This is a genomic window from Sulfitobacter faviae, from assembly GCF_029870955.1.
In the GTDB taxonomy this organism is placed as follows: Bacteria; Pseudomonadota; Alphaproteobacteria; order Rhodobacterales; family Rhodobacteraceae; genus Sulfitobacter; species Sulfitobacter faviae.
Window position 1 is genome coordinate 184,210 of sequence record NZ_PGFQ01000005.1, and the last position, 24,009, is coordinate 208,218.

At 58.8% G+C, this 24,009-nt stretch carries 23 protein-coding genes and 9 pseudogenes; 22 read left to right on the plus strand and 10 right to left on the minus strand.

Annotation, left to right across the window (positions count from 1 at the left end):
• The first annotated feature begins 28 nt into the window (after nucleotides 1–28).
• From CUR85_RS19705 to CUR85_RS19770, 13 genes and pseudogenes are all read left to right on the plus strand, one after another.
• Entirely contained in the window at nucleotides 29–595 is a 567-nt protein-coding gene (locus CUR85_RS19705; protein WP_067263755.1) for an SCO family protein, read from the plus strand.
• Nucleotides 596–600: 5 nt separating this feature from the next.
• Nucleotides 601–1,022, plus strand: a pseudogene (locus CUR85_RS19710) (disulfide bond formation protein B).
• Nucleotides 1,019–1,678: a DsbA family protein gene (locus CUR85_RS19715; RefSeq protein WP_067263745.1), complete on the plus strand. Its 660-nt coding sequence runs from the start codon at nucleotides 1,019–1,021 to the stop codon at nucleotides 1,676–1,678. The pseudogene CUR85_RS19710 and the gene CUR85_RS19715 overlap by 4 nt, the downstream one beginning before the upstream one ends.
• A 28-nt stretch (nucleotides 1,679–1,706) precedes the next feature.
• Complete coding sequence (locus tag CUR85_RS19720; RefSeq protein ID WP_209274031.1) at nucleotides 1,707–2,174, plus strand: copper chaperone PCu(A)C; 468 nt, start codon at nucleotides 1,707–1,709, stop codon at nucleotides 2,172–2,174.
• Nucleotides 2,174–2,791 carry an SCO family protein gene (locus CUR85_RS19725; protein ID WP_067264364.1) on the plus strand — a complete coding sequence of 206 codons (618 nt, stop codon included), beginning with the start codon at nucleotides 2,174–2,176 and terminating at the stop codon, nucleotides 2,789–2,791. The genes CUR85_RS19720 and CUR85_RS19725 overlap by 1 nt, the downstream gene beginning before the upstream one ends.
• Nucleotides 2,788–4,155: a M23 family metallopeptidase gene (locus CUR85_RS19730; RefSeq protein WP_136720529.1), complete on the plus strand. Its 1,368-nt coding sequence runs from the start codon at nucleotides 2,788–2,790 to the stop codon at nucleotides 4,153–4,155. Before CUR85_RS19725 ends, CUR85_RS19730 begins: the two co-directional genes overlap by 4 nt.
• Before the next feature lie 3 nt (nucleotides 4,156–4,158).
• A pseudogene (locus CUR85_RS19735) lies at nucleotides 4,159–4,616 on the plus strand (DUF411 domain-containing protein).
• Between the two features lie 22 nt (nucleotides 4,617–4,638).
• A pseudogene (locus tag CUR85_RS19740) lies at nucleotides 4,639–5,420 on the plus strand (ZIP family metal transporter).
• Entirely contained in the window at nucleotides 5,404–5,898 is a 495-nt protein-coding gene (lspA, locus tag CUR85_RS19745) for a signal peptidase II (RefSeq protein ID WP_082852052.1), read from the plus strand. Before CUR85_RS19740 ends, lspA (CUR85_RS19745) begins: the two are co-directional and overlap by 17 nt.
• Nucleotides 5,895–7,465: pseudogene (lnt, locus tag CUR85_RS19755) on the plus strand (apolipoprotein N-acyltransferase). The gene lspA (CUR85_RS19745) and the pseudogene lnt overlap by 4 nt, the downstream one beginning before the upstream one ends.
• The gene (locus tag CUR85_RS19760) at nucleotides 7,465–7,632 is read left to right on the plus strand and encodes a hypothetical protein (RefSeq protein ID WP_093744243.1); all 168 of its coding nucleotides are present in this window, start codon (nucleotides 7,465–7,467) and stop codon (nucleotides 7,630–7,632) included. Before lnt ends, CUR85_RS19760 begins: the two are co-directional and overlap by 1 nt.
• 24 nt (nucleotides 7,633–7,656) lie before the next feature.
• On the plus strand, nucleotides 7,657–9,576 hold the full coding sequence (locus CUR85_RS19765) for a penicillin acylase family protein (protein ID WP_093744242.1): 1,920 nt from the start codon (nucleotides 7,657–7,659) through the stop codon (nucleotides 9,574–9,576).
• Nucleotides 9,573–10,565, plus strand: coding sequence for a cytochrome c oxidase assembly protein (locus CUR85_RS19770; RefSeq protein WP_067264385.1), 993 nt, complete (start codon nucleotides 9,573–9,575; stop codon nucleotides 10,563–10,565). The genes CUR85_RS19765 and CUR85_RS19770 overlap by 4 nt, the downstream gene beginning before the upstream one ends.
• A gap of 237 nt (nucleotides 10,566–10,802) precedes the next feature.
• Here CUR85_RS19770 and mntR read toward each other — a convergent pair.
• Nucleotides 10,803–11,272: pseudogene (gene mntR, locus CUR85_RS19775) on the minus strand (manganese-binding transcriptional regulator MntR).
• Nucleotides 11,273–11,515: 243 nt separating this feature from the next.
• On the opposite strand from mntR, the gene CUR85_RS20475 reads away from it, so the two are divergent.
• From CUR85_RS20475 to CUR85_RS19795, 4 genes and pseudogenes are all read left to right on the plus strand, one after another.
• Nucleotides 11,516–13,243 carry a cytochrome c peroxidase gene (locus tag CUR85_RS20475; RefSeq protein ID WP_280323133.1) on the plus strand — a complete coding sequence of 576 codons (1,728 nt, stop codon included), beginning with the start codon at nucleotides 11,516–11,518 and terminating at the stop codon, nucleotides 13,241–13,243.
• A complete protein-coding gene (locus CUR85_RS19785; protein WP_067264393.1) occupies nucleotides 13,243–14,118 on the plus strand; it encodes a phosphate/phosphite/phosphonate ABC transporter substrate-binding protein in 876 nt (291 codons plus the stop codon). Before CUR85_RS20475 ends, CUR85_RS19785 begins: the two co-directional genes overlap by 1 nt.
• Before the next feature lie 2 nt (nucleotides 14,119–14,120).
• On the plus strand, nucleotides 14,121–14,897 hold the full coding sequence (locus tag CUR85_RS19790) for a phosphonate ABC transporter ATP-binding protein (RefSeq protein WP_280323207.1): 777 nt from the start codon (nucleotides 14,121–14,123) through the stop codon (nucleotides 14,895–14,897).
• 268 nt (nucleotides 14,898–15,165) lie between these two features.
• Nucleotides 15,166–15,653: pseudogene (locus CUR85_RS19795) on the plus strand (PhnE/PtxC family ABC transporter permease).
• Between the two features lie 3 nt (nucleotides 15,654–15,656).
• Here CUR85_RS19795 and CUR85_RS19800 read toward each other — a convergent pair.
• The 7 genes and pseudogenes from CUR85_RS19800 to CUR85_RS19820 form a co-directional block, all read right to left on the minus strand.
• Entirely contained in the window at nucleotides 15,657–16,166 is a 510-nt protein-coding gene (locus CUR85_RS19800; protein WP_067264398.1) for a L,D-transpeptidase family protein, read from the minus strand.
• Between the two features lie 66 nt (nucleotides 16,167–16,232).
• Nucleotides 16,233–16,526 (minus strand): hypothetical protein, encoded by a 294-nt coding sequence (locus CUR85_RS20690; protein WP_280323134.1) that lies wholly within the window; start codon nucleotides 16,524–16,526, stop codon nucleotides 16,233–16,235.
• Nucleotides 16,526–17,229: pseudogene (locus CUR85_RS20695) on the minus strand (HAD-IC family P-type ATPase). Before CUR85_RS20695 ends, CUR85_RS20690 begins: the two are co-directional and overlap by 1 nt.
• Nucleotides 17,142–17,873 carry an HAD-IC family P-type ATPase gene (locus CUR85_RS20700; protein WP_485129820.1) on the minus strand — a complete coding sequence of 244 codons (732 nt, stop codon included), beginning with the start codon at nucleotides 17,871–17,873 and terminating at the stop codon, nucleotides 17,142–17,144. Before CUR85_RS20700 ends, CUR85_RS20695 begins: the two are co-directional and overlap by 88 nt.
• Complete coding sequence (locus CUR85_RS20705; RefSeq protein WP_485129821.1) at nucleotides 17,831–18,625, minus strand: hypothetical protein; 795 nt, start codon at nucleotides 18,623–18,625, stop codon at nucleotides 17,831–17,833. Before CUR85_RS20705 ends, CUR85_RS20700 begins: the two co-directional genes overlap by 43 nt.
• A gap of 517 nt (nucleotides 18,626–19,142) precedes the next feature.
• Nucleotides 19,143–19,795: pseudogene (locus CUR85_RS19815) on the minus strand (L,D-transpeptidase); the annotation flags it as partial.
• 405 nt (nucleotides 19,796–20,200) lie between these two features.
• On the minus strand, nucleotides 20,201–20,530 hold the full coding sequence (locus tag CUR85_RS19820) for an ArsR/SmtB family transcription factor (RefSeq protein ID WP_231886347.1): 330 nt from the start codon (nucleotides 20,528–20,530) through the stop codon (nucleotides 20,201–20,203).
• Nucleotides 20,531–20,602: 72 nt separating this feature from the next.
• Between CUR85_RS19820 and CUR85_RS19825 the strand changes: the two genes are divergently transcribed.
• The 5 genes and pseudogenes from CUR85_RS19825 to CUR85_RS20485 all read left to right on the plus strand — a co-directional run bounded on the left by CUR85_RS19825 (nucleotide 20,603) and on the right by CUR85_RS20485 (nucleotide 23,194).
• Complete coding sequence (locus CUR85_RS19825; RefSeq protein ID WP_067264414.1) at nucleotides 20,603–21,451, plus strand: cation efflux transmembrane domain-containing protein; 849 nt, start codon at nucleotides 20,603–20,605, stop codon at nucleotides 21,449–21,451.
• Complete coding sequence (lspA, locus tag CUR85_RS19830; RefSeq protein ID WP_035714444.1) at nucleotides 21,448–21,948, plus strand: signal peptidase II; 501 nt, start codon at nucleotides 21,448–21,450, stop codon at nucleotides 21,946–21,948. Before CUR85_RS19825 ends, lspA (CUR85_RS19830) begins: the two co-directional genes overlap by 4 nt.
• Nucleotides 21,949–21,951: 3 nt before the next feature.
• The gene (locus CUR85_RS19835) at nucleotides 21,952–22,539 is read left to right on the plus strand and encodes a cytochrome P450 family protein (RefSeq protein WP_280323204.1); all 588 of its coding nucleotides are present in this window, start codon (nucleotides 21,952–21,954) and stop codon (nucleotides 22,537–22,539) included.
• 122 nt (nucleotides 22,540–22,661) lie between these two features.
• Nucleotides 22,662–22,901: pseudogene (locus CUR85_RS20480) on the plus strand (hypothetical protein); the annotation flags it as partial.
• A 20-nt stretch (nucleotides 22,902–22,921) separates the two neighbouring features.
• Complete coding sequence (locus CUR85_RS20485; protein WP_280323213.1) at nucleotides 22,922–23,194, plus strand: hypothetical protein; 273 nt, start codon at nucleotides 22,922–22,924, stop codon at nucleotides 23,192–23,194.
• On the opposite strand, the gene CUR85_RS19850 is transcribed toward CUR85_RS20485, so the two are convergent.
• Both CUR85_RS19850 and CUR85_RS19855 read right to left on the minus strand, forming a co-directional pair.
• Nucleotides 23,178–23,312, minus strand: coding sequence for a hypothetical protein (locus tag CUR85_RS19850; protein ID WP_280323205.1), 135 nt, complete (start codon nucleotides 23,310–23,312; stop codon nucleotides 23,178–23,180). The genes CUR85_RS20485 and CUR85_RS19850 overlap by 17 nt on opposite strands.
• A gap of 72 nt (nucleotides 23,313–23,384) precedes the next feature.
• Nucleotides 23,385–23,834 carry a cation diffusion facilitator family transporter gene (locus CUR85_RS19855; RefSeq protein WP_280323206.1) on the minus strand — a complete coding sequence of 150 codons (450 nt, stop codon included), beginning with the start codon at nucleotides 23,832–23,834 and terminating at the stop codon, nucleotides 23,385–23,387.
• Nucleotides 23,835–24,009 lie beyond the last annotated feature (175 nt).

The following is a 24,009-nucleotide window of genomic DNA, read 5'->3' on the forward strand; positions in this document are numbered from 1 at the left end:
TCCAGGTTTTCAGAAGGTATCGAAGGTGTTGGCGGGCGTGGCGGCGTTCGTTCTCATCTGGCTGTTGCTGTGGGTGGACTACCGTGCCGACCTTGCCCGCACAGAGAGTGAACCACCGTTTTTTGCTGATTTCGAACTGACCGATCATCGCGGGATGGTCCAAACGGAGGAAGATTTCAAAGGTCGCTGGATGTTGGTCTTCTTCGGCTTCACCAATTGCCCCGACGTCTGTCCGACAACACTGTCCGAAGTCGCGGCCGTGATGGAGGGCTTGGGCGATGAGGCGGCAATGGTTCAGCCGATTTTCATAACGATCGATCCCGAGCGAGATACGCCGACGGCTTTAGCAGAGTACGTGCCCATGTTCGACGCAGGAATCATCGGGCTGACCGGCACGCCGGAGCAGATCGCCGCAACATCCGAGACTTTCCCAATTTTCTTTGAGCGGATCGAGGAGGCTACTGCGCCGGGTGGATACACGATGGGTCACACGTCACACCTTTTCCTTTTCGACACGCAGGCAGGCTTCGCGGATTCCTGGCCCTATGGCACGCCCGCCGAAGAGATCCTCGCCGATCTGAAAGAGAGGATCTGATCGTCATGCCCCGACTCTCTGGAGAAACAGCCCTTGGCCTAGCGTGGATCATTGCGCTTATCTCATCGCTTGCCGTGCTCTTTATTGGCGAGGTGCTTGGTCAAACGCCTTGCATCCTTTGCTGGTTCCAGCGCGCCTTCATGTTCCCCTTGGCCATCGTTCTTGGGCTCGGGTTGTGGTGGCAGGATTCCCGCGTGGGGCGCTATGGCGTTGCACTGGCGCTTGGGGGGCGGCGGTGGCGATGTATCACATCGGCCTCTATGTCGGTCTGATCCCCGAGGCGATCCAGCCCTGCACGGCGACTGGCCCCTCTTGTACCGACGACAACCAGTTGGTCTTCGGGATTCCGATTCCGCTGATGGCGCTTGTCGCCTTCACGATTATCGGGGTGCTGTCGGCCCTTTCACTGAAGGAAAAACAAACATGAATCGACGCGGCCTCGTTCTATCCGTTCTGGCTGTTGGTGCCGCAGGTTTTGGCGGCGCGGCTTGGTATGCCACCCGCCCCCAACCCATGGCAGAGGCAGTCCCTGTCGCGCCCGAAGTGAACGATGTGCTGATCCGGTCCTATTCCCCGATCCTTGGCCCCGAAACGGCACCTGTCACGATTGTCGAGTTTTTCGATCCAGCTTGCGAGGCCTGCCGCGCCTTCTATCCCGTGGTCAAGGATATCATGACTGAGCACGGTGGTGCGGTCCGTGTCGTCATTCGATATACTGCCTTTCACGGGAAAGCTTCAGTGGAAGCGATCCGTGTTCTCGAAGCTGCGCGGATGCAGGATGTGTTCGAACCCGTGCTGGAAGCGGTCCTGCGCGAGCAGCCACGATGGGCGTCCCATGGCACTCCAGCACCGGGTTTGATCCTTGAGATTGCCGCAAGCGGTGGTCTGGATGTCGAAGCTGCTCGAACACAGATGCTGGCCCCCGGTGTCGTGGCAGTGCTCAATCAGGACCGCGCTGATGTCGAAGCGGTAGGCGTGCGACAAACGCCCACGTTCTTCGTCAACGCCAAGCCATTAGACCCGTTCGGTGAGGCCGAACTGCGGCGACTGGTCGCTGCAGAAATTGCGGTCAGCCAAAGTTGATGCTCGGATAGATAAAGGAGAATCTGTCATGATAGAGCTACCTTATATCAAGGGCTTGACTCTTTTTTTGCTGCTCTCGGGCATGTCGACTCCGACATTTGCCGGTTCGGAGGACGTCATCGTAGTAAACGCGTGGTCCCGTGCTTCGATTGGTATAAACCGACCGGGCGCGGCATATTTCACTATACATAACGCAAATGAAGACACAGTCACGCTGACCGGACTTACAACACCACTGGCCACGATGCCCGAGATCCATGAGACGAAAACCAACGCTGCAGGCGTCAGTTCAATGTCACCTGCAGGCGACATCACGATTGGGCCGGGCGAAAGCGTGGCATTGGAGCCGGGCGGGCTGCACGCCATGCTCATGAAGCTGCAAGACCCGATGATCGAAGGCGAGACCTTCCCGCTGACACTGACTTTCTCGGACGGTGGCGAAGTGACTGTTGAGGTCCCAATTCTGGGGATCGCCGCGCGCGGGCCGGAAAGCTGATGCAGCGTCGGCAATTGTTCCAATACGGTGCAGGCGCTCTGGCTATGATGCTTGGTATCGGCTGGTGGCGCGTGGATGGTCCCGGCGCTCCGAAACCTACTGGCCAAAGGCCGCTCCCCCTAACGGTGATGGATTTCCGACTGACCGATCACGAAGGCCATGAAGTGGGCCCAGAAACCCTGATCGGACGGCCGACCATGGTGTTCTTCGGGTTCACCTACTGCCCGGATGTCTGCCCCACGACGTTATCGGATATCTCAGGCTGGCTTGAAGATCTCGGAGACGAAGCCGCGCAGATGAACGTGGTCTTCATCACGGTCGATCCGGCGCGTGACACGGTCGAGGCCATGGCCGAATATGTCGGCTATTTTCATCCGGCCATTCGGGGTTGGACCGGAACGGAAAACCAGATTACCCGCGCTACAGAAGGGTTTCGGGCTTCGTATGAGCGCGTCCCGACCGAGGGAGGTGACTACACGATGAACCATACGGCAAGCATATTCCTTTTTGGCGCCAACGGTGAGTTCGTCACCATGATTGACCACCACGAGCCAAGAGAATTCGCAGTACCGAAGATCCGACGTGCGTTGACAGAAGATGTAGAGATCACAACATGAGAATAAGAGTTGCCTCGGTGGCCCTGGTTGGCGCCTTTTCGATGACTGCCATCGCCACCTTAGAGTGGTGGTCCAAAGAACCGGTGCCCCAATCGATTGCCGAAGCAACGCAATGGGCGCCTGCTGCAGTTTTGGAACCGCGACTTGCTGATAGCGTCATGACAGTTCCCAAAACCACACAAGTCGACGGAGCGCGCAAAATCCTAAACGTCCCTCTCTTGCAGCCTGACGTCACCGAAACCGCCTTGCCAGAAATTGAACCGCCCTTGGTGACTTGGACGCGTCAAATCGCGTCGGGTGAGACGTTGGATGCAGTTTTAGCGAACGCCGGCGTTGCCGCACCCGCCCGTGCGGAGATCGCTCTCGCACTTGGAGTGGAATATGATCTGCGCCGATTGCGCCCAGGCCATGAGATCACCGTGATCTCAAACGCGGACGGCAATCCGAAGCGCGTAGAACTGGCCATTGACGATGGAGTGCGGATCGAAACTGTTTTTGGTGAAGAACTTCTTACGCGCGTATTGGAACCAGACCCTGAAGTGGTGATTTTCGCAAGCGAGGCGGTGGTTGAAAGTTCGATCTCCGCAGCGTTGGACAAGGCAAAGATACCTGCACGCTTCGCGGTCGATCTGGCACAGATGCTGGGCGGCACAATCGATTTTCGACGTGAACTCTCCGGGGGTGAGAGGATGCGTCTCCTTTGGCGCGAGGCGCGAGAAGGAAACAAAAGGATTGGCCAGCCCGAGCTTGCCTTTGCCGCATTGGACCTTGCTGGATCGGTCTATGAGATCGTCTGGCCGGATGACGGCAGCGGTCAAGCGACGATCTATGTGGATGGAGAGGTCCTGCGTGTCTTTGCCCAACCGGTGGAAGGAGCGCGGCTGAGTTCCGTCTTCGGCCGTCGCACGCACCCGGTCTATGGGAATGTACGCATGCACACCGGCGTCGACTTTGCTGCGGCCCGCGGTACGCCTGTAAAAGCAACGGCGCCTGGACGCGTGAGCTTCATCGGACGTCGTGGTGGATATGGCCGGGTGGTGGAGATATCGCATGGTTCCGACACCCTGACACGATACGCACATCTCAGCGAGGTGCCGGACACACTCGAACAAGGGCAGCGCGTGATGGCCGGAGACATGATCGGTCGCGTCGGTGCTACCGGCACCGCGACCGGCCCAAATCTGCATTATGAGGTTCTGGTCGATGGTCGCCCGACGGATCCTCTCTCAGACGACCGACTGGTAGAGGCGGCCGACCGGGATGCGGTTGGCCCGGCTGCACTTGAGCGATTGGCTGAGGCTCGCTCGCTACTGGCCGAGAGGCTCACCAGCGAATTTGTACAGACAACAACCGAAAGGCTTTAATCCATGAAACGACTGGCTCCCGCTCTTGCAGTCACGCTGGCCTTGTTTTCCGCGGCGCAAGCTGTCGCCGATGCGATCCAGATTGATGTCCGGAAGACAAACGGCTGCGGCTGTTGTCTGTCTTGGATGAAGCATCTTGAGGAAAGCGGATTCGCGCCGATAGGCGAGGACATGTTCGGGGATCTCTTGTGCGATTCAAACTCGACACCGGCGTGCCTCAGCGCATGGTATCCTGCCATACGGCTTTGGTCGGCGGCTACGTGATCGAAGGTCATGTACCGGCATCAGACATCCAGCGTTTGTTGGATGAGCGTCCAGATGCAGTGGGGGTGGCGGTGCCGGGTATGCCCTATGGCTCGCCGGGCATGGGACCGGAAGATGATCGCGAGGGCTACGATGTCTTTTTGATCCAGGGCGATGGGTCGACCGAAATCTTTAGCAGCTATTTGGCCGCTGACTGACGTATCGGCGGGAACTCTGCGCTTGGAACCCTTGTCCTCAATAACTCTCGGCTTTCTTGGAAGCCTTGCCGCCGGATCGCTGACAGCGGTCGGGGCGACCCCGTTCTCTTTGGACGCGTCCCCTCCCGTGCCACGCGCGATTTGCTGCTTGGCTTCGCGGCGGGTGTCATGCTCGCTGCTTCATTCTTTTCGTTGATCATTCCGGCTCTCGACGCAGCCGAAAGACAGTTCGACAACGGTGCTCTCCCGGCAGCCATCGTTTGTGTTGCGATCTTGCTTGGCATGGGGGCGGTCGCTCTGATGAATGAACGACTGCCGCATGAACATTTCAAAACGGGGCGAGAAGGGCCCGCCGCCGCATCTCTGCGCCGCGTCTGGCTCTTCATCATAGCGATCACGATCCACAATTTTCCCGAAGGGCTTGCCGTTGGTGTCGGGTTTGGGGCTGATGGTTTCTCTGGTGGCTTGCCGCTCGCGATTGGCATCGGGCTGCAAAACGCGCCCGAGGGTCTCGCCGTAGCGGTCTCATTGCTTGGTGAGGGGTATTCCAGGCGCCGTGCGTGGGGGGTTGCCGCCCTGACAGGTCTTGTCGAGCCGGTAGGCGGGCTTCTTGGCGCTGGCATCATCGGCATCTCGCAGCCCCTGTTGCCATGGGGCCTCGCCTTCGCCGCCGGGGCGATGCTCTACGTAATCAGCCACGAAATCATTCCCGAAACCCACCGATCCGGCCATCAAAACAGGGCGACTTTCGGTCTCGCGGTCGGCCTCGTGATCATGTTGTTCCTAGATGTATGGCTGGGGTGATGAGATGAAACAGTCCCATTTCCAAGGCTTCATTGCGGCTGGAACTGCTTTTCTTGTTGATCAGGTGACAAAAGCAATCGTCGTCGCTAATGCGACAGATTTGAGCGCCGGAATTCCGGTCTTTCCCAGTTTTAATCTTATTTACTTGCGCAACGATGGCGTGACATTCGGACTGCTTGGTGGAGCACCATGGTGGGGCCTTGCGACCTTGGCCCTAGCCATCTGCGGCTGGTTGACCGTCATGCTGGTACGCACTGACAACCGGGTTGAGGCTATCGCCTATGGTGCGATCATCGGTGGCGCGCTCGGCAACGTCCTCGACCGCATTCGATTTTGGGGTGTGACGGACTTCCTCGATTTCTACGTCGGCTCCACGCATTGGCCCGCCTTCAACATGGCGGATGTGTTCGTGGTCGGTGGCGTGGGGCTGCTGCTCTTAGCACCGTGGTTAGCCGCTAAACTTCAGACTGGCCCATGATGACGGGTTGGCTGCAATTGACTGGCTGCAGCCGTTGCTTTCCCCTGCGATCAGGGATTAGCTTTATGGCGGGCGGTTTAACGGTTTTAACCCTTCCACCGTTCTCATGGATCATCGCTGTTCCAGTCGCCTTCTCAGCACTCTTTCTCGTGCTCATGCAGGTTTCCACCGCGCGCGCCTTCGTCATCGGCTGGATCTTTGGAATGGGCCAGTTCCTGTTTGGAATTTCCTGGATTGCCGAAAGCTTTTACGTCGATTCCGAACGTTTCGGTGCCCTTGCGATCCCAGCAGTCGCGGGACTGGCCGCCGGACTGGCCATTTTTCCAGCTATTGCGGCGATGTTATTTGCCACCGTAATGCAGCGCCGTGCTGTCGGCGGCATTACGGCAGGTCTTCTGCTTGCAACGTGTTGGGTTGCCGCGGAATGGCTGCGTGGTCATGTCCTGACGGGGTTTCCCTGGAACCTTGCTGCTTATGCCCTTGTCGAACATGCCCCCTGCGCCAACCCGCCGCATGGGTCGGAAGTTACGGTCTGGGCTTTGTCACGGTATTTATCAGCATATTGCCAGGTGTGTTCATCGCAGCCGCGCCAAACAGCCGCGCAGCTGTTTTGGCGCTCTTTGCCGTCGCGGTGACGGTAATTTGGGGGGGCGGTGTGCTTCGGCTAAATCAGAACGTGCCGCCAACGGACATTGCTTTGCGCATCGTCCAAGGCAATGTGCCGCAAGTCGAGAAGTGGGCGCCGGGCAGCCGCGAACGCACGCTGGAAAAATACCTCGGCTTGTCCGCGCAACCCGGACGCTTCGACCTGCTGCTGTGGCCGGAAACGGCCTTTCCCGGTTTTCTGGACGAAGACGCCTTGGCGCGCAGGCGGTTATCCACGGTTTTGCCAGACGGTAGGATCCTTTTGACAGGTGTGCCTGACCGCGTAGAGAGGGATGGGGGAACCCGATATTTCAACACGGTTCAGGCCTATGACGGCAGCGGCGAAATTCTAACGGGATATGCAAAACATCATCTTGTTCCGTTCGGGGAATATGTGCCCCTGAAAGGTTGGCTGCCGATCGAGCGCCTGGCCGAAGGTTTGGGTGATTTCACGCCGGGACCAGGGCCACGAACGCTGGCAATTCCGGGCGCGCCTCTGGTTGCGGTGGCAATCTGTTACGAGATCATTTTTCCGGGCCACGTGGTCGATGATCTTTTCCGCCCCGACTGGATTTTCAACGCCACGAATGATGCCTGGTTCGGAACCAGCATCGGGCCCGAGCAGCACCTTGCCACCGCGCGCATGCGCGCGGTCGAAGAGGGCCTTCCGGTGATCCGGGCGGCCAACACCGGGATTTCCGCGGTCATCGACGCCAAGGGAGAGATCATCGCGCGCCTCGAGACCGGACAAACTGGAGTCATAGATGCCAGCCTGCCGACAGCGCTTGCGCCCACACCTTACGCTCGTTTCGGTGATTGGACATTGCTGGCGCTCATCTGTGCGGTCTGGGCCCTAGCCTTTACCGTCGGATTGGCCGGACGACGTTTCAATTCAGAAAAATCAAAATCGGAGGACTCGTGATGCTGGTGCTCGCAGGCTTTGTCGGAGGGGCGCTCTGGGGTGGCTATCTGGCGCAACGGCGGAAAGGGAACCGCCTGGATATACTTCAGTACGCGACAAGCTTCAGTATTGCTTTCGGCCTACTCGCTTTTTTCGCCTCGGTGATCCTCTTGCGCATCACGTCTTGAGATTACTTTGGTACCGGCAACGAATTGAGACGACTGTTCAACATATTACTGTACTTGCTCCTGGCGGTTTTTGCATCAGGACTGGCCGTATCCGGTGTCGTCTACTTTCTTTTGCGCGCCTCCGTCCCCGACTATGACGAGGACTTCAGAGTTGCGGGAATCGAAGGTCCAGTCGATATTCTGCGAGATGCTGCGGCCATACCGCACATTTCTGCAGACTCTGCTGCGGACGCCTATTTCGCGCTTGGTTTCGTTCACGCTCAGGACAGGCTTGGCCAGTTATTGCGGGCAAGGCGGGCAGCGCAAGCCTTGTTGCCACTTGACCAGACGTTCGAAGTCGAGCCTTCGACAGCCCAGGCGCTCGACGCATATGCCGCAGGTGTCAACGCGTGGCTTGGTCTGGTATCCGAAGGCGGGCGCGGCAGAGGCTCACCCGATCTGTTGATCGCGGATGAGAGAATGATCGCAGCCTGGAGACCCGTCGATAGTCTCAGACTTGCTCAAGCGTTTCTGAACGATCTTCAATCCGAGAGTCGCCAGAGTGACCTGTCCGGCTTGTCAGACCGACCTTTTTTGCCCGAGCTGTTTGTGACCTCGCCCAAGGTCAGCCTCGAAGCTTGGGCGTTGCCTGGAGACAGAACAGCTATGGGAGCACCAATTCTCACCGCCGATATACGTGGCCCCTTATCGCTGCCTTCTGAATGGTACCTGGCGGATATTCAACTCCCGACCGGAGCCGCGATTGGGGCTACAATGCCGGGTGTGCCCTTCATTGTCGTCGGTCGCAGCGAACGCGTCGCTTGGGCGTTCCGATCTGTGTCACTGAAAACCCTGAAAGAGCCAGTGAGTCCCACCGCTGCGAAGGCCGGCAGTTTTCTGATGATGCTTGACCGTCTGGCGCGGTCCGCCGATGTGAACGATGCTATGGACGCAAGCATGAACCTGGCACCAGCCGGATTGGAGATTCTTGCGATCGACCGAGAAACCCTTGCTCGCTGGCCTGACAGGGAGGTCGAAACTCCTTTATCGTTTCGAGGCGCCCGTCTGGCTGCTCTTGATGAGCGGCAGCCGATATTCTCGGTCGAGGGCGCGATTGCGGTGCAGCGCGACACGGTCAGCGCTGCCGCGCGGGCGCTTCTTCCTATAATGGCAAAAGAGCTTTGGTTCGTGGGTTCCACAGGTGCTCTCGAAGAGAACCGCGCAGATAGGCTTCGCGGCGTTATTCTGAATCAACTTGCCCGATGGAATGGCGACATGGATCGCTTTTCACCGGAGCCGCTCTTGTTCTGGGCCTGGGCGCGCGCGTTGCAAAAACGGATACTTCAGGATGAATTTCCATCCGCGACGAAGGTCTGGGCCAGGCCAAATGCCGATGTCCTATTTGCGGTGCTTTCAGATCGCGGAGGGAGCGCAATCTGGTGCGACATCCGCCCGTCCACCCCCATCGAGACCTGCCAGGATCAGGTTCGTGCGGCCTTGGATGATGCCATCGGCTGGCTTGTCGACCGCTACGGACCCGATCCGTCCGCTTGGGTCTGGGGCGAAGCACACGCTTCGAATATGAAGTGGGCACCAATCCGATCGAGCGGGATCATCAGCGATCTGCTGTCTCTCGAAGCCCCATCTTCGGGCGCTCCCGACACGCTGATTGCAACATTGTTTGCTTCTGACGATGACCGCCCCTTCGCGACCAGCGCGGGCACCAATTTTCAGGCGGTCATGTCGTTTTCGGAAGAAGCCGGTTCCTATTTCATCGCGCCCGCCGGTCAGTCCGGCCACCCGCTCTCACGATTCTATGAAAACCTGTTTCCAATGTGGATGCAGGGCAAATACCTCGCGATGTCCACTGATCTGTCCTTGGCCCGGGGTGGCGCTGTGGGAACATCCCGACTTTTACCGGCATCTGTCCAAAGGCCAACAATACAAGATGACATGAGCCAATGATCGCCTACTTCCTCCTTTTCGACCCGTTTGGATACGCGATTTCGCCAGTGTCCCTTGTTTCCGTCAGCTTGGCCGCATGGATCTACATGCGCGGCGTCGCGCGATCCACACGGCTGCGCGGGACGGTTTCCATTTGGCGGCAAGCCCTGTTCTTCGCTGGCTTGACCTGCATTCTCGCGGCCACGAATGCGCCTCTGGCTTCGTTGGGGCACAGCCTCTTTTCGGCGCATCAAGTGGAGCACCTTCTCCTCCGCCTTGCAGGACCACTGCTCATCGCGGTCTCGCAGCCGTGGCGATTCCTGCAAGTCGGTTTGAACAGACGGTGGCGTCGATACCTCGGCGCTCTTGGAAAATCTATTGCATTGCGGTTCTTGGCACATCCGGTAACCGCCACTGCCGCGCTCATCACGTCGCTCTTTATCTGGCAGATTCCACTGCTTTACGGACTTGCGCAGCGCATCGCGGCGATCGAGATGTTCGCCCATTTTGCGATGGTTCTGGCAGGGATCTGGTATTTCGGCATGCTCTTCGACCCGAGAGATCCCCCTGAGGGCGCGAGGCGCGGCGCAAGGCTGATCTCTGGTTTTGCGGTGATCGTTTCAAACATTTTTCTGGGTTCCCTGACGACACTCAAAGAGGTGAGCCTCTATGCCTCCTACCAAACGGCGGCAACCGGGTTGCTTGATCCCCTGTCCGACGAAACCATGGGTGGCTATACGATCTGGGTCCCGTCCTCGATGCTGATGATCGCCGCGATCATTCTGGTCTTGAACGGGTGGAACGCGGCCGAGGTGCGTCGCTGGAATTCACGATACGAGTTGGTGCGAGGCTCGAACTCCGCGGCGCTCGAGTTTCCGGAAACGGCCGAAGAATTGCGTCTGAAAGTGGCAAAGCCAAACCGCGACATGGGCCGGACGCTCGCCATAGGCGCCTTGGTCATGTTCTTCATCGTCATGACGACGGTGGTGACTATTGTCTATGCGCTTTGAACAGAGGAGCAAATCAAAGGTTGTACCCACGTCTTTTCCCGCGATCGACATTTTCGCTGCACCGTCGTCGCAGTCAGAGATTTTGGGCACACTATCTCGGGCTGGCCAAGCTCAGAGGACACGAACGATTTTCTGCACTAAAGTTGACCATCAGAACAGACCCACCAGCCTTTGACTGCTGACGCCGCCGCCTCCTGAGTCTTGCTTTTCTGAATTTCGCGAGAACTTGATGCTGCGCTACTTGCCGCTCTGAGATTGCAGGAGGGCGTGTTCGAAGGCCTCCAGCGTGGTCGTGCTGACGTGATGCTCGATCCCCTCCGCATCGCGTTCTGCAGTCTCTTCGTCGATTCCCAGGCTGAGGAGAAACGCGACAACGACTCTATGACGGCGGCGACAGGCCTCGGCCAATTCTCGGCCCGCATCGGTTAGAAATATTGCGCGGTAACGCTCCCGCCGCACCAAACCAGCAGCCTTGAGTCGGGAGATGTTCTTGGTCACTGTTGGAGATTTCACGCCAAGCCGCTCGGCGATTTCGACCGGCCTAGCCTCCCCCGCAACTCGATCAGCTCTGCGATCAGTTCCACATAATCCTCCGCCATTTCGCTTTCATGTGCTCGGCGCACAGTCGCGAAACCCTTAGCCTGCGCTTCGGGAGCTCTCTCGACAGTCTCGAACGCCTCGCGTTCGTATGATTGTAGCTTCGACATGTCCGGACATTGCAACGAATAACTAAAATTGACAATCTAATTAGCCTAGAATATCTAAGTTAGACGAGTCTAAGTTTTAGCGCTGGAGGCTATGGTGATAAAAAATCTTTCGAGGCTGCTGCTAACCGCTGCAAGCGCGGTCCTGCTGTCCGGACCCGGGGGGCGACGCCTGTCAAAGAGGCTCCGTGGCTTCCTGAGGCGGCAGCCTATCGGCTGACACTTTTTCTTGGGAATCTCGCGCCAGTGCCTTGGGACGACATCGAGACCGCTTGGACAGAACCTCACCGGGGTTCGGAATTCTCGACCGGCGCGTTGGAGTGGGTGGACCGCAAAAGCGGTATCAAGCCGGATGGTATCCTTGACGCCGTGGCACGTGAAGACCGGCAAGCAGTTTTCACAGAGGCCACTCGTCTTGTAGCGCTTAGGATCGAAGAGGAATTGGACCGGGCTCTCGCAGCCGAAGAACCTGCAAAGGCGCGCCAGGCTCTGCGAACGGCAGGCGAGCTCTACCGTGCGTTTGAGGATGGTATCGCGGCAGCCGACCCCGAAGCAGCAAGACGTATCGGCCTCGCTTGGCTGGAACTTAACAGCAGCACGGGGTCCGCTGGTCTTCTCGGCGCTGGCGCCTTTTCCGCGGATCGCGACACGCTGGGGGCCGCGCGCGCAGTCATTTCCAGCTATCTCGCGGAAAATTACCTCTTAGCCAACTATGCTCCACGTCAGACACTGAGTGCCCTGCCCGAAACCGCTGTGTTCAGCCGACGCACTATCGAGGTGCCGCCAAGCTTGCCGCCTGGCTCCGACATCTTCGATCAGGACCCGCTGCCATTGCTTGTCCTCAACTTCGAGGAACAAGGTATCGACGAGACCGATCTGCCCTTGGTGGCTTATGGCGACATGCTTTTCGACAGCCCGCAGATATTCGGAAATCCTGCGCGAAACCTCGGGATCGCCTGTTCGACCTGTCACAATCGCTCGGATGTGAACCAGCGCCTCTTCATCCCGGGCGCCAGCCACCAACCCGGTGCCATCGACGTCGATGGCGCGTTCTTTAATCCTATCTTCAACGACCGGCGCGACGACCCGATCGACATTCCGAGCCTGCGCGGGCTGCGCTTCACCGGGCCTTATGGTCGCGATGGGCGCTTTGCCTCTCTGCGCGACTTCAGCCGGAACGTGATCGTCAATGAATTTGGCGGCGCGGAGCCGACGCCCTTGATGCTCGACGCGCTGGTAGGATACATGCTCGAGTTCGACTTCCTACCAAACTCTAAGCTGAATGCGGATGGTACGCTGTCCGAGGCAAACCCGGACGCGGCGCACCGAGGCGAGGCTATTTTTAATCGGCCTTTCGCTGGGCTAGGCGATCGCTCCTGCGCTAGTTGCCACGTGCCTGACGCAAATTTCCTCGATCGGCAAGCCCATGACATTGGATCGGTCTCGCCGGCATATAGTGGCGCGCGCGCAGGCGCGCTGGATACGCCGTCCTTGCTGGGAACCGCATATACCGCCCCCTATTTTCACGACGGTTCGCTGTCGACGTTGGCCGCCGTTGTTGAGTGGTTCGATGAGACGAAATCGCTCGGGCTATCAGAGACGGAACGGACTGAACTGACCGCGTATCTGGAGACTGTAGGGTCGGCAGACGAGCCTTACGAGAAGTTCGACGCAGAGAACACCGCCTTTCGCCTGACATTTGCCGAATTGGCGACATTTGCATCGACGCTCGACACGCTTCTGCCCCGACGTGACGCAGAGCACATCCTGCTGCTGACCGATACTGTCGCTGCGGACCTCGCCGCAGACGCGAGCACCATGTCGAACCTGACCGCACGGCCCGAAGTCTATGCCTTGGCCGAGCGTCTTGCCGCAGTCGGCGATGCAGCCCGTGACGACGACTGGGAGGCCGCCGAAGCAAGTTGGACCGCGTTCAAGACCGAAGCCGACGCGATCGAAGAGAGGGCATTCTGATGGAATTCTACCTAACCCGCAGAAATATGCTGGCCTTGGCCAGTGCAGGCGCGATCTCGCTGGCCTCCCCGCTGATCGCACAAGACACTCCCTTGCGGCTTGCTTTCATTCCGCAGGAGAATCCCGACAAGCTCTTAGGCGACATTGAGGCCATCACAAGATGGCTATCCGAACAGATTGGCGTTCCCGTGGAAGGCTTCGTCACCATCGACCATGCTGCGGCTGTCGAGGCACTTCGCAACGGAGATGCAGACGTCTCCTTCATGGGCGCGTTGCCTTTCGTTCTGGCGGAGGCGGAAATTGGCGCGGTACCTCTCTTGTCTGAGGTCTACCGGGGCGCGTCAAGTTACACAGGACGCATTTTTGTCCGCCGCAACAGCGGTATCGATACGCTGGCAGACCTGCGCGGGCGCGATATCGCCTTTGCCGACCCGATCTCTGAATCAGGTTATCTTTATCCTCTTTCCGAATTCGTTAAGGCCGGGCTAATTGAGGGTCCTGGCGCAGCGGAGAAATTCTTCGGCCGCGTGTTCTTTGCGGGAGGCTACCAGCAAGCCATGCAGGCTATGGCCGAAGGTCTGGTCGATGCCGCCGGTGCCAGTCAGTATGCGGATTTGTTGTTGACCCCACAACAGCAGGCCGAGGTGACTTGGCTCGTAGAAAGCGCGCCGATTCCAAGTCACCTTGTGATCGCACGCCCAGAACTCGATGCCGCCCTGCAAGCCCGTTTTGTTGACGTCATGCTGAAGCTCAACGAACCGAAGCACCGCGACAAATTGAGCTATCTTTACGGACCAGATGGCTACGTCAGGGCAGACGGCACCGCGTATGAAGGCGTACGCGATATGGCAAAGAAATACGGGCTGTTACGATGAGCATGGCTATCGAAATAGACGATCTGAGTTATGTCCATAAGGGCGCACAGCTACCAGCGTTGGAACGAGTCTCATTTCGGCTCCCGGCGGGCGAGTGTGTCGCTTTACTGGGCCCATCCGGGGCGGGCAAAACGACGTTGCTGGCGCTGCTCGACGGTAGGATTCAGGGATGGCGCGGGCGCGTTTCTGTCTTGGGTGCGCCGCTCAATCCCGACCGCCCACCACCCCGAGCTCGCCGTCCTGATACCGGTTTCGTGTTTCAGGAATTCGCCCTCGTAGAACGCTCCACGGCACTACGCAACGTGCTCAACGGCCGCCTGGGGCGGATGTCACCTTTCCAAGCAGTACTGGGATCGCCAATGGCTCACGATCTCGATATTGCCCGCACAGCACTCGCCGATTGCGGCATCGCAGAACTCGCGGAACGCCGTGTCGACAGTCTCAGCGGAGGACAGCGACAGCGCGTGGCTATTGCGCGATGTCTGGCGCAGGAACCACGGCTGATCCTCGCCGACGAGCCAGTGAGCAACCTCGACCCCGCCCGCGCTGGAGAGGTTCTGGGGTTGATGACCAAGGCGGCGCGAGCGCGTGATGCAACAGCGCTATTCTCCTCGCACCAACCCGATCTGGCGCGGCGTTTTGCAGGGCGCATCATCGGCATACGAGAGGGGCGGATCGCGTTTAACGTGCCAACGTCCGAGTTGAAAGACGATGCGACTGCCGAACTCTATCGGGGGTCAGGACCGACGCCGGAACTCGGTCCCCGGGCGGTGTTATGATGGCCCCCGCGACTTCGGCGGCTTCGTCACCAGTTCGCTGATCGCTATTGCCATCCTATGGTCCCTCGTCACAACCGATGTCGAGTTGTCGCGTCTTGCTTCGGCCGGTCCACGGATTACCGACTTTATCGGCCGGATGTTCCCGCCCGATCCGACAGTGATGACCGAGATCAAAAAAGGCAGCGCAGAGACACTAAGAATAGCAATCCTCGGCTCCCTCGGCGCAGTGCTGCTGTCGACCCCTCTGGCTATTCTCGCGTCCGAAACCATGGTTTCGCGTGCGGTGTTCGGGCCGGTCCGCGCGCTGCTGGCCTTTATCCGGGCGGTACCGCTGATCCTCGTGGCCATGCTCATGGTGGGCGCGGTCGGGCTCGGGCCGCTGCCCGGCATCATCGCAGTTGCCTTTCATGCCACTGGGATGCTCGCTAAATTCTATGCCGAGGCGATCGACGGCGTATCTCGCGCCCCATCGCAGCACTTGAAAGTGCAGGGGCTGGACCGCTCGTGCGGCTCAGACATGCGATTTGGCCACAGATGGCCCCAGTCATCGCCCGCGACACGATTTTCCGGTTCGAACTGAACCTGCGTGAGTCGTTGGTCCTCGGCATCGTCGGCGCGGGCGGGATCGGCTTTTACATCCAGACCTACATCCGCTCTTTTCAGTATGACAAGGCGGCCAGCGTCACGATTGCCGTCGTCGGCCTAGTCATCGTCATCGAGGCGATCAACATCACGCTGCGTCGTCGATTTACCTAACCATCAAGCATAAATGTCGATCGGTGTTCCATTTTTCACCATTGCGTAGATTTCCTCGATCTGACGGTCCGTTACGGCGATGCATCCTGCGGTCCAGTCACGCTTGTTCATCGGGTCGATCCCCTTGCGTGGCCCACCGTGAATAAAAATATCGCCACCCGGCGACTTTCCTTGGGACTCAGCAAAGGCAATATCCGCCGCGTTGGGATATGAGATGCCGATGGAGAGGTGGAAGAGGCTGTCCGGGTTGCGTCGGTCAATCACGTAGGTGCCTTCTGGCGTACGGCCGTCTCCCTCGAACTGTTTGTGACCCTGGGGCGCGAAGCCCAATCCGATGGGAAATGTACGCAAAACGCCAGCCTTCCCGTCAAGGACGAGCAACCGCTGTGCCTTGTACATGCGAAGACGGGTTACTTTGGGTCCGTTGTAGGTCCGGAACTTATCTGCACAGCCTGACAGGAAGGCAGCCAACCCACTTAGAATAAAGACCCGTCGTGGAAAATTGGTAGTCATTACTGCTTGATGCCCCTTTCGTGAGGTCTGATGTGTTTTAGGCGTTACTTAACCGCAAATGCCGGATCAATGACCGTGCGCCAGTGCTCCCTTTGCCATATTCTCGCCCACCGGTTCACCGCCCGAAGGCCCGCCCTTGATCTGATAGCCGTTCAAAAGCCGCAGTGCATTGGCGACCACCAACAGGGATACGCCCACATCCGCAGCGATGGCGCCCCACATAGAGGCCATGCCGAACGCGGTCAGCCCGACGAACAGCGCTTTGGTCGCCAACGATATACCAATATTCTGGTGGATGATCGACATGGTCCGGCGTGAATGACCAATAAGCCAGGGCACCTTGCCGATATCGTCAGTCATCAGCGCAATGTCGGCCGTCTCGATGGCCGCATCAGATCCGACAGCCCCATGGCAATGGCATAATGCGCCCGCGCCATGGCCGGTGCGTCGTTCACGCCGTCACCAATCATCGCCACCATGTCGTGGATTTCCACCAGTTCTTCGATTGCCGTCACCTTATCTTCTGGCAAAAGTTCGGCGCGCACTTCGTCGATCCCAACTTCGGCCGCGACGGCACGCGCGGTGCGTTCGTTGTCGCCCGTCAACATCACGATCGTCTCCACACCCTGCGCATACAACTTTTCAACGACCCCTTAGCATCAGGGCGGATGCGGTCGCGCAGCTCTAGTATGCCGACCACGGCAGTCTCGTCACCCACTACAACTAAGGTGCTCCCTGCTCCTTCTATTCGATCTCTCAAATCTGTCGGAATGTGATTGCCAAACCCCTTCTCCTCAGCGAACCGATCCGAGCCGAGCCAGATTACACGCCCGTCGGCGCGCCCTTCCAGCCCGCGTCCAGGCACGGTGCGTGTATCCTCTGCAGCAGTTATGGAAACACCATCAGTTTGCGCGCGCGCGAGAATGGCCCGTGCCAGCGGGTGCGAAGACCGTGCCTCCAAACTCGCTGCCAGCGTTATGAGATCGCCCGCGGAGGCTTCGCCCAATGCGTGAACTGCTGCAACCTCGGGTTCGCCCATAGTGATCGTTCCCGTCTTATCCATCGCCAGCGCAGTGGTGCGACCTGGCGCCTCAACATAAGCGCCCCCTTGATAAGCACCCCTGCTCGCGCCGACGCGGTCAGCGCTGCCACGATCGAAACTGGTGTTGAGATGACAAGGGCACAGGGGCAGGCGATTACCAGCAGCACCAACGCATTGTAGAACCAATAGTCCCAGGCACCGCCCAGGAGGAGCGGCGGCACCAGCGCAAGGGCGACCGCCAGCGCCATCACTATGGGGGTGTAGATGCGTGCAAACTTCGCGACCCATTGCTCGACCGGGGCGCGACGGGCATGGGCATCGCCGACCATGCGAATGATTTTCGCGAGCACCGTGTCCGAGGCGGCCTTCGTAGCGCGCACCGTCAGTGTGCCCTCACCATTGATTGTGCCGGCATAAACCTCGTCGCCGAGTTCCTTCGGAACCAGTGCGCTTTCGCCAGTGATCGGGGCCTGGTCAACAGCCCCGGCCCCCTCTACGACCTCGCCATCAAGTGGGATGCGATCGCCGCCGCGCACGATGAAACGATCATCCACGGCAACTTCTGCCGCTGGAACATTCGCCTCGCTACCATCCGGCCGAATGATCCTGGCTGTCGGCGGTGCTAAATCCAGAAGGGCCGACACCGCATTGCGCGCCCGCCCCACACTCCAGCTCTCAAGGTAGAGCGACAGTGAAAAGAAAAACGCAACTGTCGCTGCCTCGAAGAATTCGCCCAGCCGATAGCACCCGCCACGGCCACCACCATCAATAGATTCATGTCAGGGCTAATTCTGCGTGCTGAAGACCAGGCCTTTGGTGCAACGAGCCAGACGCCAAAAAGGATTGCGACGGCAAACAGCCCGGCTTCCGCGATGGGCATCGGCGCCGTGCCATGCCCTGCAAACAGACCAAGCGCACCACCCATGCCCGTTTCGACGATATGGTAGAGAAATCCTGCCGCCCAAAACCCGCCGCTCAGCGTGGTAAAACGCTTTTGACGTGCCAAATGCGCTGCCTGATTTTCGGCCGCGTTGTCGGCATCCCACGGTTTCGCGCTCATCCCCGTGCTCGCGACCAACTCAGCGACCTCATCATCTGAAATCTTATCCGCAGTATCCAGAATCGTCATTCGTCCATTAATGACATCAAACGCCAGATGCTCTGTCCCGCCAACTGTTGGACCGACAGCCCTATTCAGGATCGCCACCTCTTCGGCACAATCCAGACCAGAGACCTGGAAACTTCGTCCGGTCGCGGGGATGGGTTGTGCTGGTTCCGTGTCGGCTCCAGCACCGCAGCACGTACCACCTTCTCCATGAGAGTGGGAAACTCCTTTCGGATGCTCTTGATAATCACTGTGCTCGCGATCGCGGTCAGATTTGTGTTTGTGGTCGCGGCGGTGGTCATGGATAGACATAGATTGACCCTAGGATTAGATTGATTCAACTCTGACATAGCCCCTACAGTTACTAGAGGTTCAATAGAAAAATTGCGTTTCTTTTTATGAACTCTTTTGAAGATGCCGCGCTCCGACCGCCCCAGGGTGGTTCTTGTGGACCTGTGCCCGGTATGCAAGATTGTTGGTGAAAACCAAAGTAGGACAGGTCAGAGGACTGAATGCAAACACGACATATGATGATTGGAGCGGCCCTGCTGCTCGCAAGCGGATGTGCCGCACCAATGGCTAACTCCCGCGCGCCGGTAGACGCGGTTGGAAACCTTCCCGAACAAATCGTTAACCTAGCTGCACCTGGTCAGGACCTCACAACAGCTCGGCTTCGTTCCGAGGATGGGTGCTACTGGTATGAGCACAGCGGTCCAGTAGAAACGACACTGGTGCCGCTCCGCTCAATAGGTGGCAACCCGATCTGCACCACGCGCTCGGCGTGACTAATTGACCAGTGCAGACGGGTTGGGCGTAGATCACGTTCGCGGGTCACGCTTTCTTCTGCCGAATACAGGAACGCCGTCGAACCAGTTTTGACGTTCGGGTATAGATGGTTGATATGTGCCATGACCATGCGGACACACCCCGAACTCGCGCGCCCGCCGATGCTTCTTGGTTCGGGCGTCCCGTGAATGCGAAGATAGGTGTCTCGGTTGCCTTCAAAAAGGTAAAGCGCCCGCGAGCCAAGAGGGTTTTCTGGGCCAGGGTCAACACCGTCGGCAACCGGGCCATAGAGCTCGGGATCGCGTGCGATCATGTTTTGGGTCGGCGTCCAGTTTGGCCATTCCACTTTTCGCTGGATCGTATACGTGCCGGGCTCGTACAGGTTACCACGGGCGATCGCCACACCGTAACGCATCGCAGTTCCCCTTCTTCGATGTGATAGATGTAGCGCGCTACGGCATCAACGTGGACGTCTCCCGGAACAAGCCCGTCCTTAGCGTCCACCCGCTGGGGCAAAAAGCGCGGGTGCAGGCCCCACGGGTTTGACGTAGTTGGATCAAAAGCGGGAGGTGTGACCTGCGCGTCCCAGGCGGCCTTCTCCTCCTTGGTGGGCCGGGTGGCTGCCAGTAGCGGGCCAGCGATTGGAGTAGAAAACAGCGCACCGCTGGTTTGGAGAAAATGTCGTCTTGTCAGCATCATTCTTATTCCTTCAACGTTAGGTAGGCAAACTAAGCTCAAACAAAACCGCTCTGCCGTTCATTAAGGAAAGCCTGAAGCAGTATGGCCTGTTTGAATCGAATGCCGTTCTTCGCCTGCGGTCCTAACTCCTAAAGCTACTATAGGTTCAAGAAAAATATTGAGGTCGAACCGGGGCTTTCGTGTTCTTACTTAGACAAGAACAGACCAGTCCGCCAGCAATTCGGTCGTGGCCCGTCACCGCAGGACTATCCGATATTCTGGGTGCGGGGCCGATGTTCGCCATTGGTTGAAAAAACCTTCGCGGTAACATCTCGACTGTGTCTCACGTCGAAAGAACTACATCTAAAGAACGACCAAACCGGAGCGATGTAACGACCTGGCCGAAGGCCGCGACATCTTGAATCACGTCTCGCGATAGTTGTCACAAGCCTCAACCCCTTCTGCGACGACATCAAGAAGAGCATCTACATCGCTCAATAGCGTTATGATACGTGAATTGCTGATACGGTAGCGAACAAACCGTCCATCTCGATCGCTGGCGACAAGCCCGCACTCCAGCAGGCATCGCAAATGATTGGAGATATTGGGCTGAGTTAGTCCCGTGTGCGCGACGAGCTCCTGAACGACGAACGGACTTTTTGCCAAGGCGTCCAAAATCGTCAAACGACTGGTATCTGCGAAGCCGCGAAGCAATTTCGCGCGCTGTTCAATAGTGGTGGTCTTGTTGTCCATAACGATTTGCGCCATATCATTTCTCGCTGATATATGGAATCTTCTATCCACTTTAGCAGGAAAGCCGCGATCATGGCCAACACAGACAACGAGATAGCAGATGCGCCATTGTTTCGATACCGGGTTTCCGGCATGGATTGCGCGAAGGATGCTGCACAGATCGAGCGGGCGGCACAGTCGGCCGGGGTAGCGCCCGGCGATGTGAAAGTGTCGGCCGCAACCCACATCATGACACTGGCTGCACCCGAAGGGCGCCTGCCGGACATCGAAAAGGCCGTTGCGGTGACTGGTTACAGCTTCGACCGGATCGAGGACAATGCAGACATTCCGCCAAATCCGGCCCATCAGGACCCGGCCTACCGCCGTGCCCTCTGGATCGTCGTGATCCTGAACGTGGGATACGGGGTCCTCGAAATGATCGGCGGTTTCATTTCCGGATCGCAGGCCGTGAAGGCCGATGCGCTCGATTTCATCGGCGATGGCGCGATCACCTTCCTCGGCCTGCTGGCCATCGGCTGGAGCCTCGCTTGGCGGGCACGGTCGGCTCTGATCCAAGGCATCTTCCTCGGGCTCCTCGGTCTTGGCGTCCTCGGCACAACCATCGTTCGGGTCTTCGAACAGACGACGCCGGATGCAGGTCTCATGGGCCTGCTCGGTATGATCGCCCTTGTCGTGAACGTCGTCTCCGTTCTGCCGCTGCTGCGATTCCGCAAGGGCGACGCGAACATGCGGGCTGTCTGGCTGTTCTCGCGCAACGACGCTATCGGCAATGCGGCGGTCGTCATCGCCGCCGGTCTCGTGGCGTGGCTGGGCAGCGCGTGGCCCGACCTTATCGTCGCCTTCGGTATCGCCGGACTGTTCCTGCACTCCGCTTGGGCCATCATCCGCGACGCGCGGGGCGATCTGAAGGCGACGGCATGAACGGTCGCGTTCTCGGTGGGCTCTGCGCAATCGCAGCGCTCGGTCTCGATCAGGGCACCAAGGCGCTCGCCCTGACCACACCGGCGCTCGAGAGCGGGGTCGAGGTTTTACCCTTTCTTAACCTCGTGCGGGTTCTGAACGATGGGGTCAGCTTCGGTATGCTCGGCGGGTTCGTACCGTGGTGGGGTCTCATCGCGCTTGCTGGCGTGATCGTGGCATGGCTATTGATCTGGTTATGGCGCGCGCCGGACAGGCTGACAGCTGCCGCTCTCGGTCTGATCATCGGCGGCGCACTCGGCAATATTCTTGACCGCGTACGCTATCAGGCCGTTCCTGACTTTCTCGACTTCCATTACGGATCATACCACTGGCCGTCCTTCAATCTCGCGGACGTAACGATTTTCTGCGGTGCGGCCCTGCTGTTCTGGGACAGCTTCCGCTCTGCGAAGGACAAGCCTGGTCAGAGTGAACGCAAGGAAAACACAACGGGGGTGTAACCCATGTTCGGCATACCATCTGCGAAAGGCTTTGACAGCACACTGGCCCTGCTGCGCAACCCATATGGGTTCATCTCGGAGACCTGCCGCGCACTCGACACAGACCTGTTCGAAACCCGCATCCTCCTTCAAGAGACGATCTGCATGACCGGCGCGGCGGCAGCGAAAGTTTTCTATTCCGAGGATAAACTGATCCGCGCGGGCTCGATGCCGGGCCGCATACAGAAGACCCTGCTGGGCGAAGGCGGCGTTCAGGGATTGGACGGCGCTGCCCACCAGCACCGCAAGAAGATGTTCATGTCACTCATGGGGACCGAGCGGATCGCCGCGCTTCAGGGCACGTCGCTTCACATGTTGGACAAATATGCGCCGGACTGGGAGGCGAGGAACGAGGTCGTCCTCTATGACGAAGTGCGCGAAATGCTCACAAGAGCTGTTTGCGCCTGGGCCAGGGTGCCGCTTGATGAAGCTGAGGTGGCGACCCGAACGGCGCAGCTTACAGCGCTTTTTCAGGACGCCGGTGCCATTGGCCCGAAACATTGGGCCGCGCGACTGGCGCGCCACCGCCTGGAAAATGGGCAGCACGGATGATCCAACAGGTCCGCGATGGCGAGCTTCAGCCGACGCAGGAAAGCGCCCTTCATTTCATCGCGACATGGCGCGATCTCGATGGGGAGTTGTTGACCCCAGGGTGGCCGCCGTAGAGCTGTTGAATGTCCTGCGCCGACCGTCGCGGTATCCGTGTTCATAGTTCAGGCGGCGCATGCTTTACATCGGCATCCCGAGTGGCGGCAAAAGCTGAAGGACGACGAGGGACAGCTCGAACCTTTCGTGCAAGAGGTCGCCGTCTGTATCCGTTCTTTCCCGCGGTTGCGGCACGGGTGAAGAGCGATTTCGAGTGGCGCGGACATCGCTTTCCCAAAGGGTACAGGGTTCTGCTCGACCTCTACGGCACGAATACCGACGCTCGTTCGTGGGACGCGCCGCAAGAGTTCCGGCCGAGCGGTTTCACGATCGGGAGGTCACTCCCTACGAGTTCATTCCGCAGGGCGGTGGCGATCACCACAGGAACCACCGTTGTCCGGGCGAGTGGATCGCGATCAGCCAGATGAAGGCGTTTTGCAGTTTCTTCGTGAACGCCATCGACTACGAAGTGCCGGATCAGGATCTGGATCTGGAAACCGGAGAACTGCCGCCCATGCCCAAATCTCGGTTCATCATGCGTAACGTCAGGCCTCGGCAGTAGCTTCGCCCTCGTCCGGATCGACCGACCGCGCATCCTTCGTGGCCTCGAACGCCTCCCATGCAACGTAGGGCACGATCAGAAGCGCCGCACCGGGTCGGCCCACCACCAGCCCATCCATTGCGTCAGACCGATCCCGGCCAACACACGATCGTCTGATACTGGCAGATCATGGTGTCCTTGGCATTGTACTTCAGGGCGGGCGCATCGAGCCGCTTGCCGTAGCGATACTTGCCCCAGGCGAGGAACGGGTTGGCCACGAGCGAAGCACCCAGAATCGCGATACCCACCAGTTGAAGCCCGGCGCCTTCTGCGAAATGAAGGCGGAGACCGCCTCGTAGAGGATCGCCGCGACGACGATCCAGAAGGCACAGGCAACCACGTAGAGCGCGACCTTCTTGCGGTGCAGGACCGTGCGCTTGTCGGCACCGTCCACCTCACTCTTCAAGCGCCAGATCAGAGTCGCAGCCGAGGTGGCCTCGACCGTACTGTCGAGGCCCCAACTCACCAGCGCTGCGCTGCCGGTCAGAAGTCCCACGGTGACGGATACGACGACCTCGATGATGTTGTAGACGAGGCTGGCGATCTCGACCCGGATGCCGCGCGTCAGATTGGCCTGCCGGTTATCTTGATGACTGCTCATAACATCTCATCACCGCAAAATTTTCGGCGAAAGTTCGAGGCGAGAATTGGCTACTTGCCATCAGTTGCGCCACGGATCGAAAGCGAGATTGTCCTGTTTCCAAGCTTCTCAGTAGAGGCGAGCTTGTCCCTCATACATGAAACCAGGGCTTCGGACCTGTCGCGTAACCGGTGTT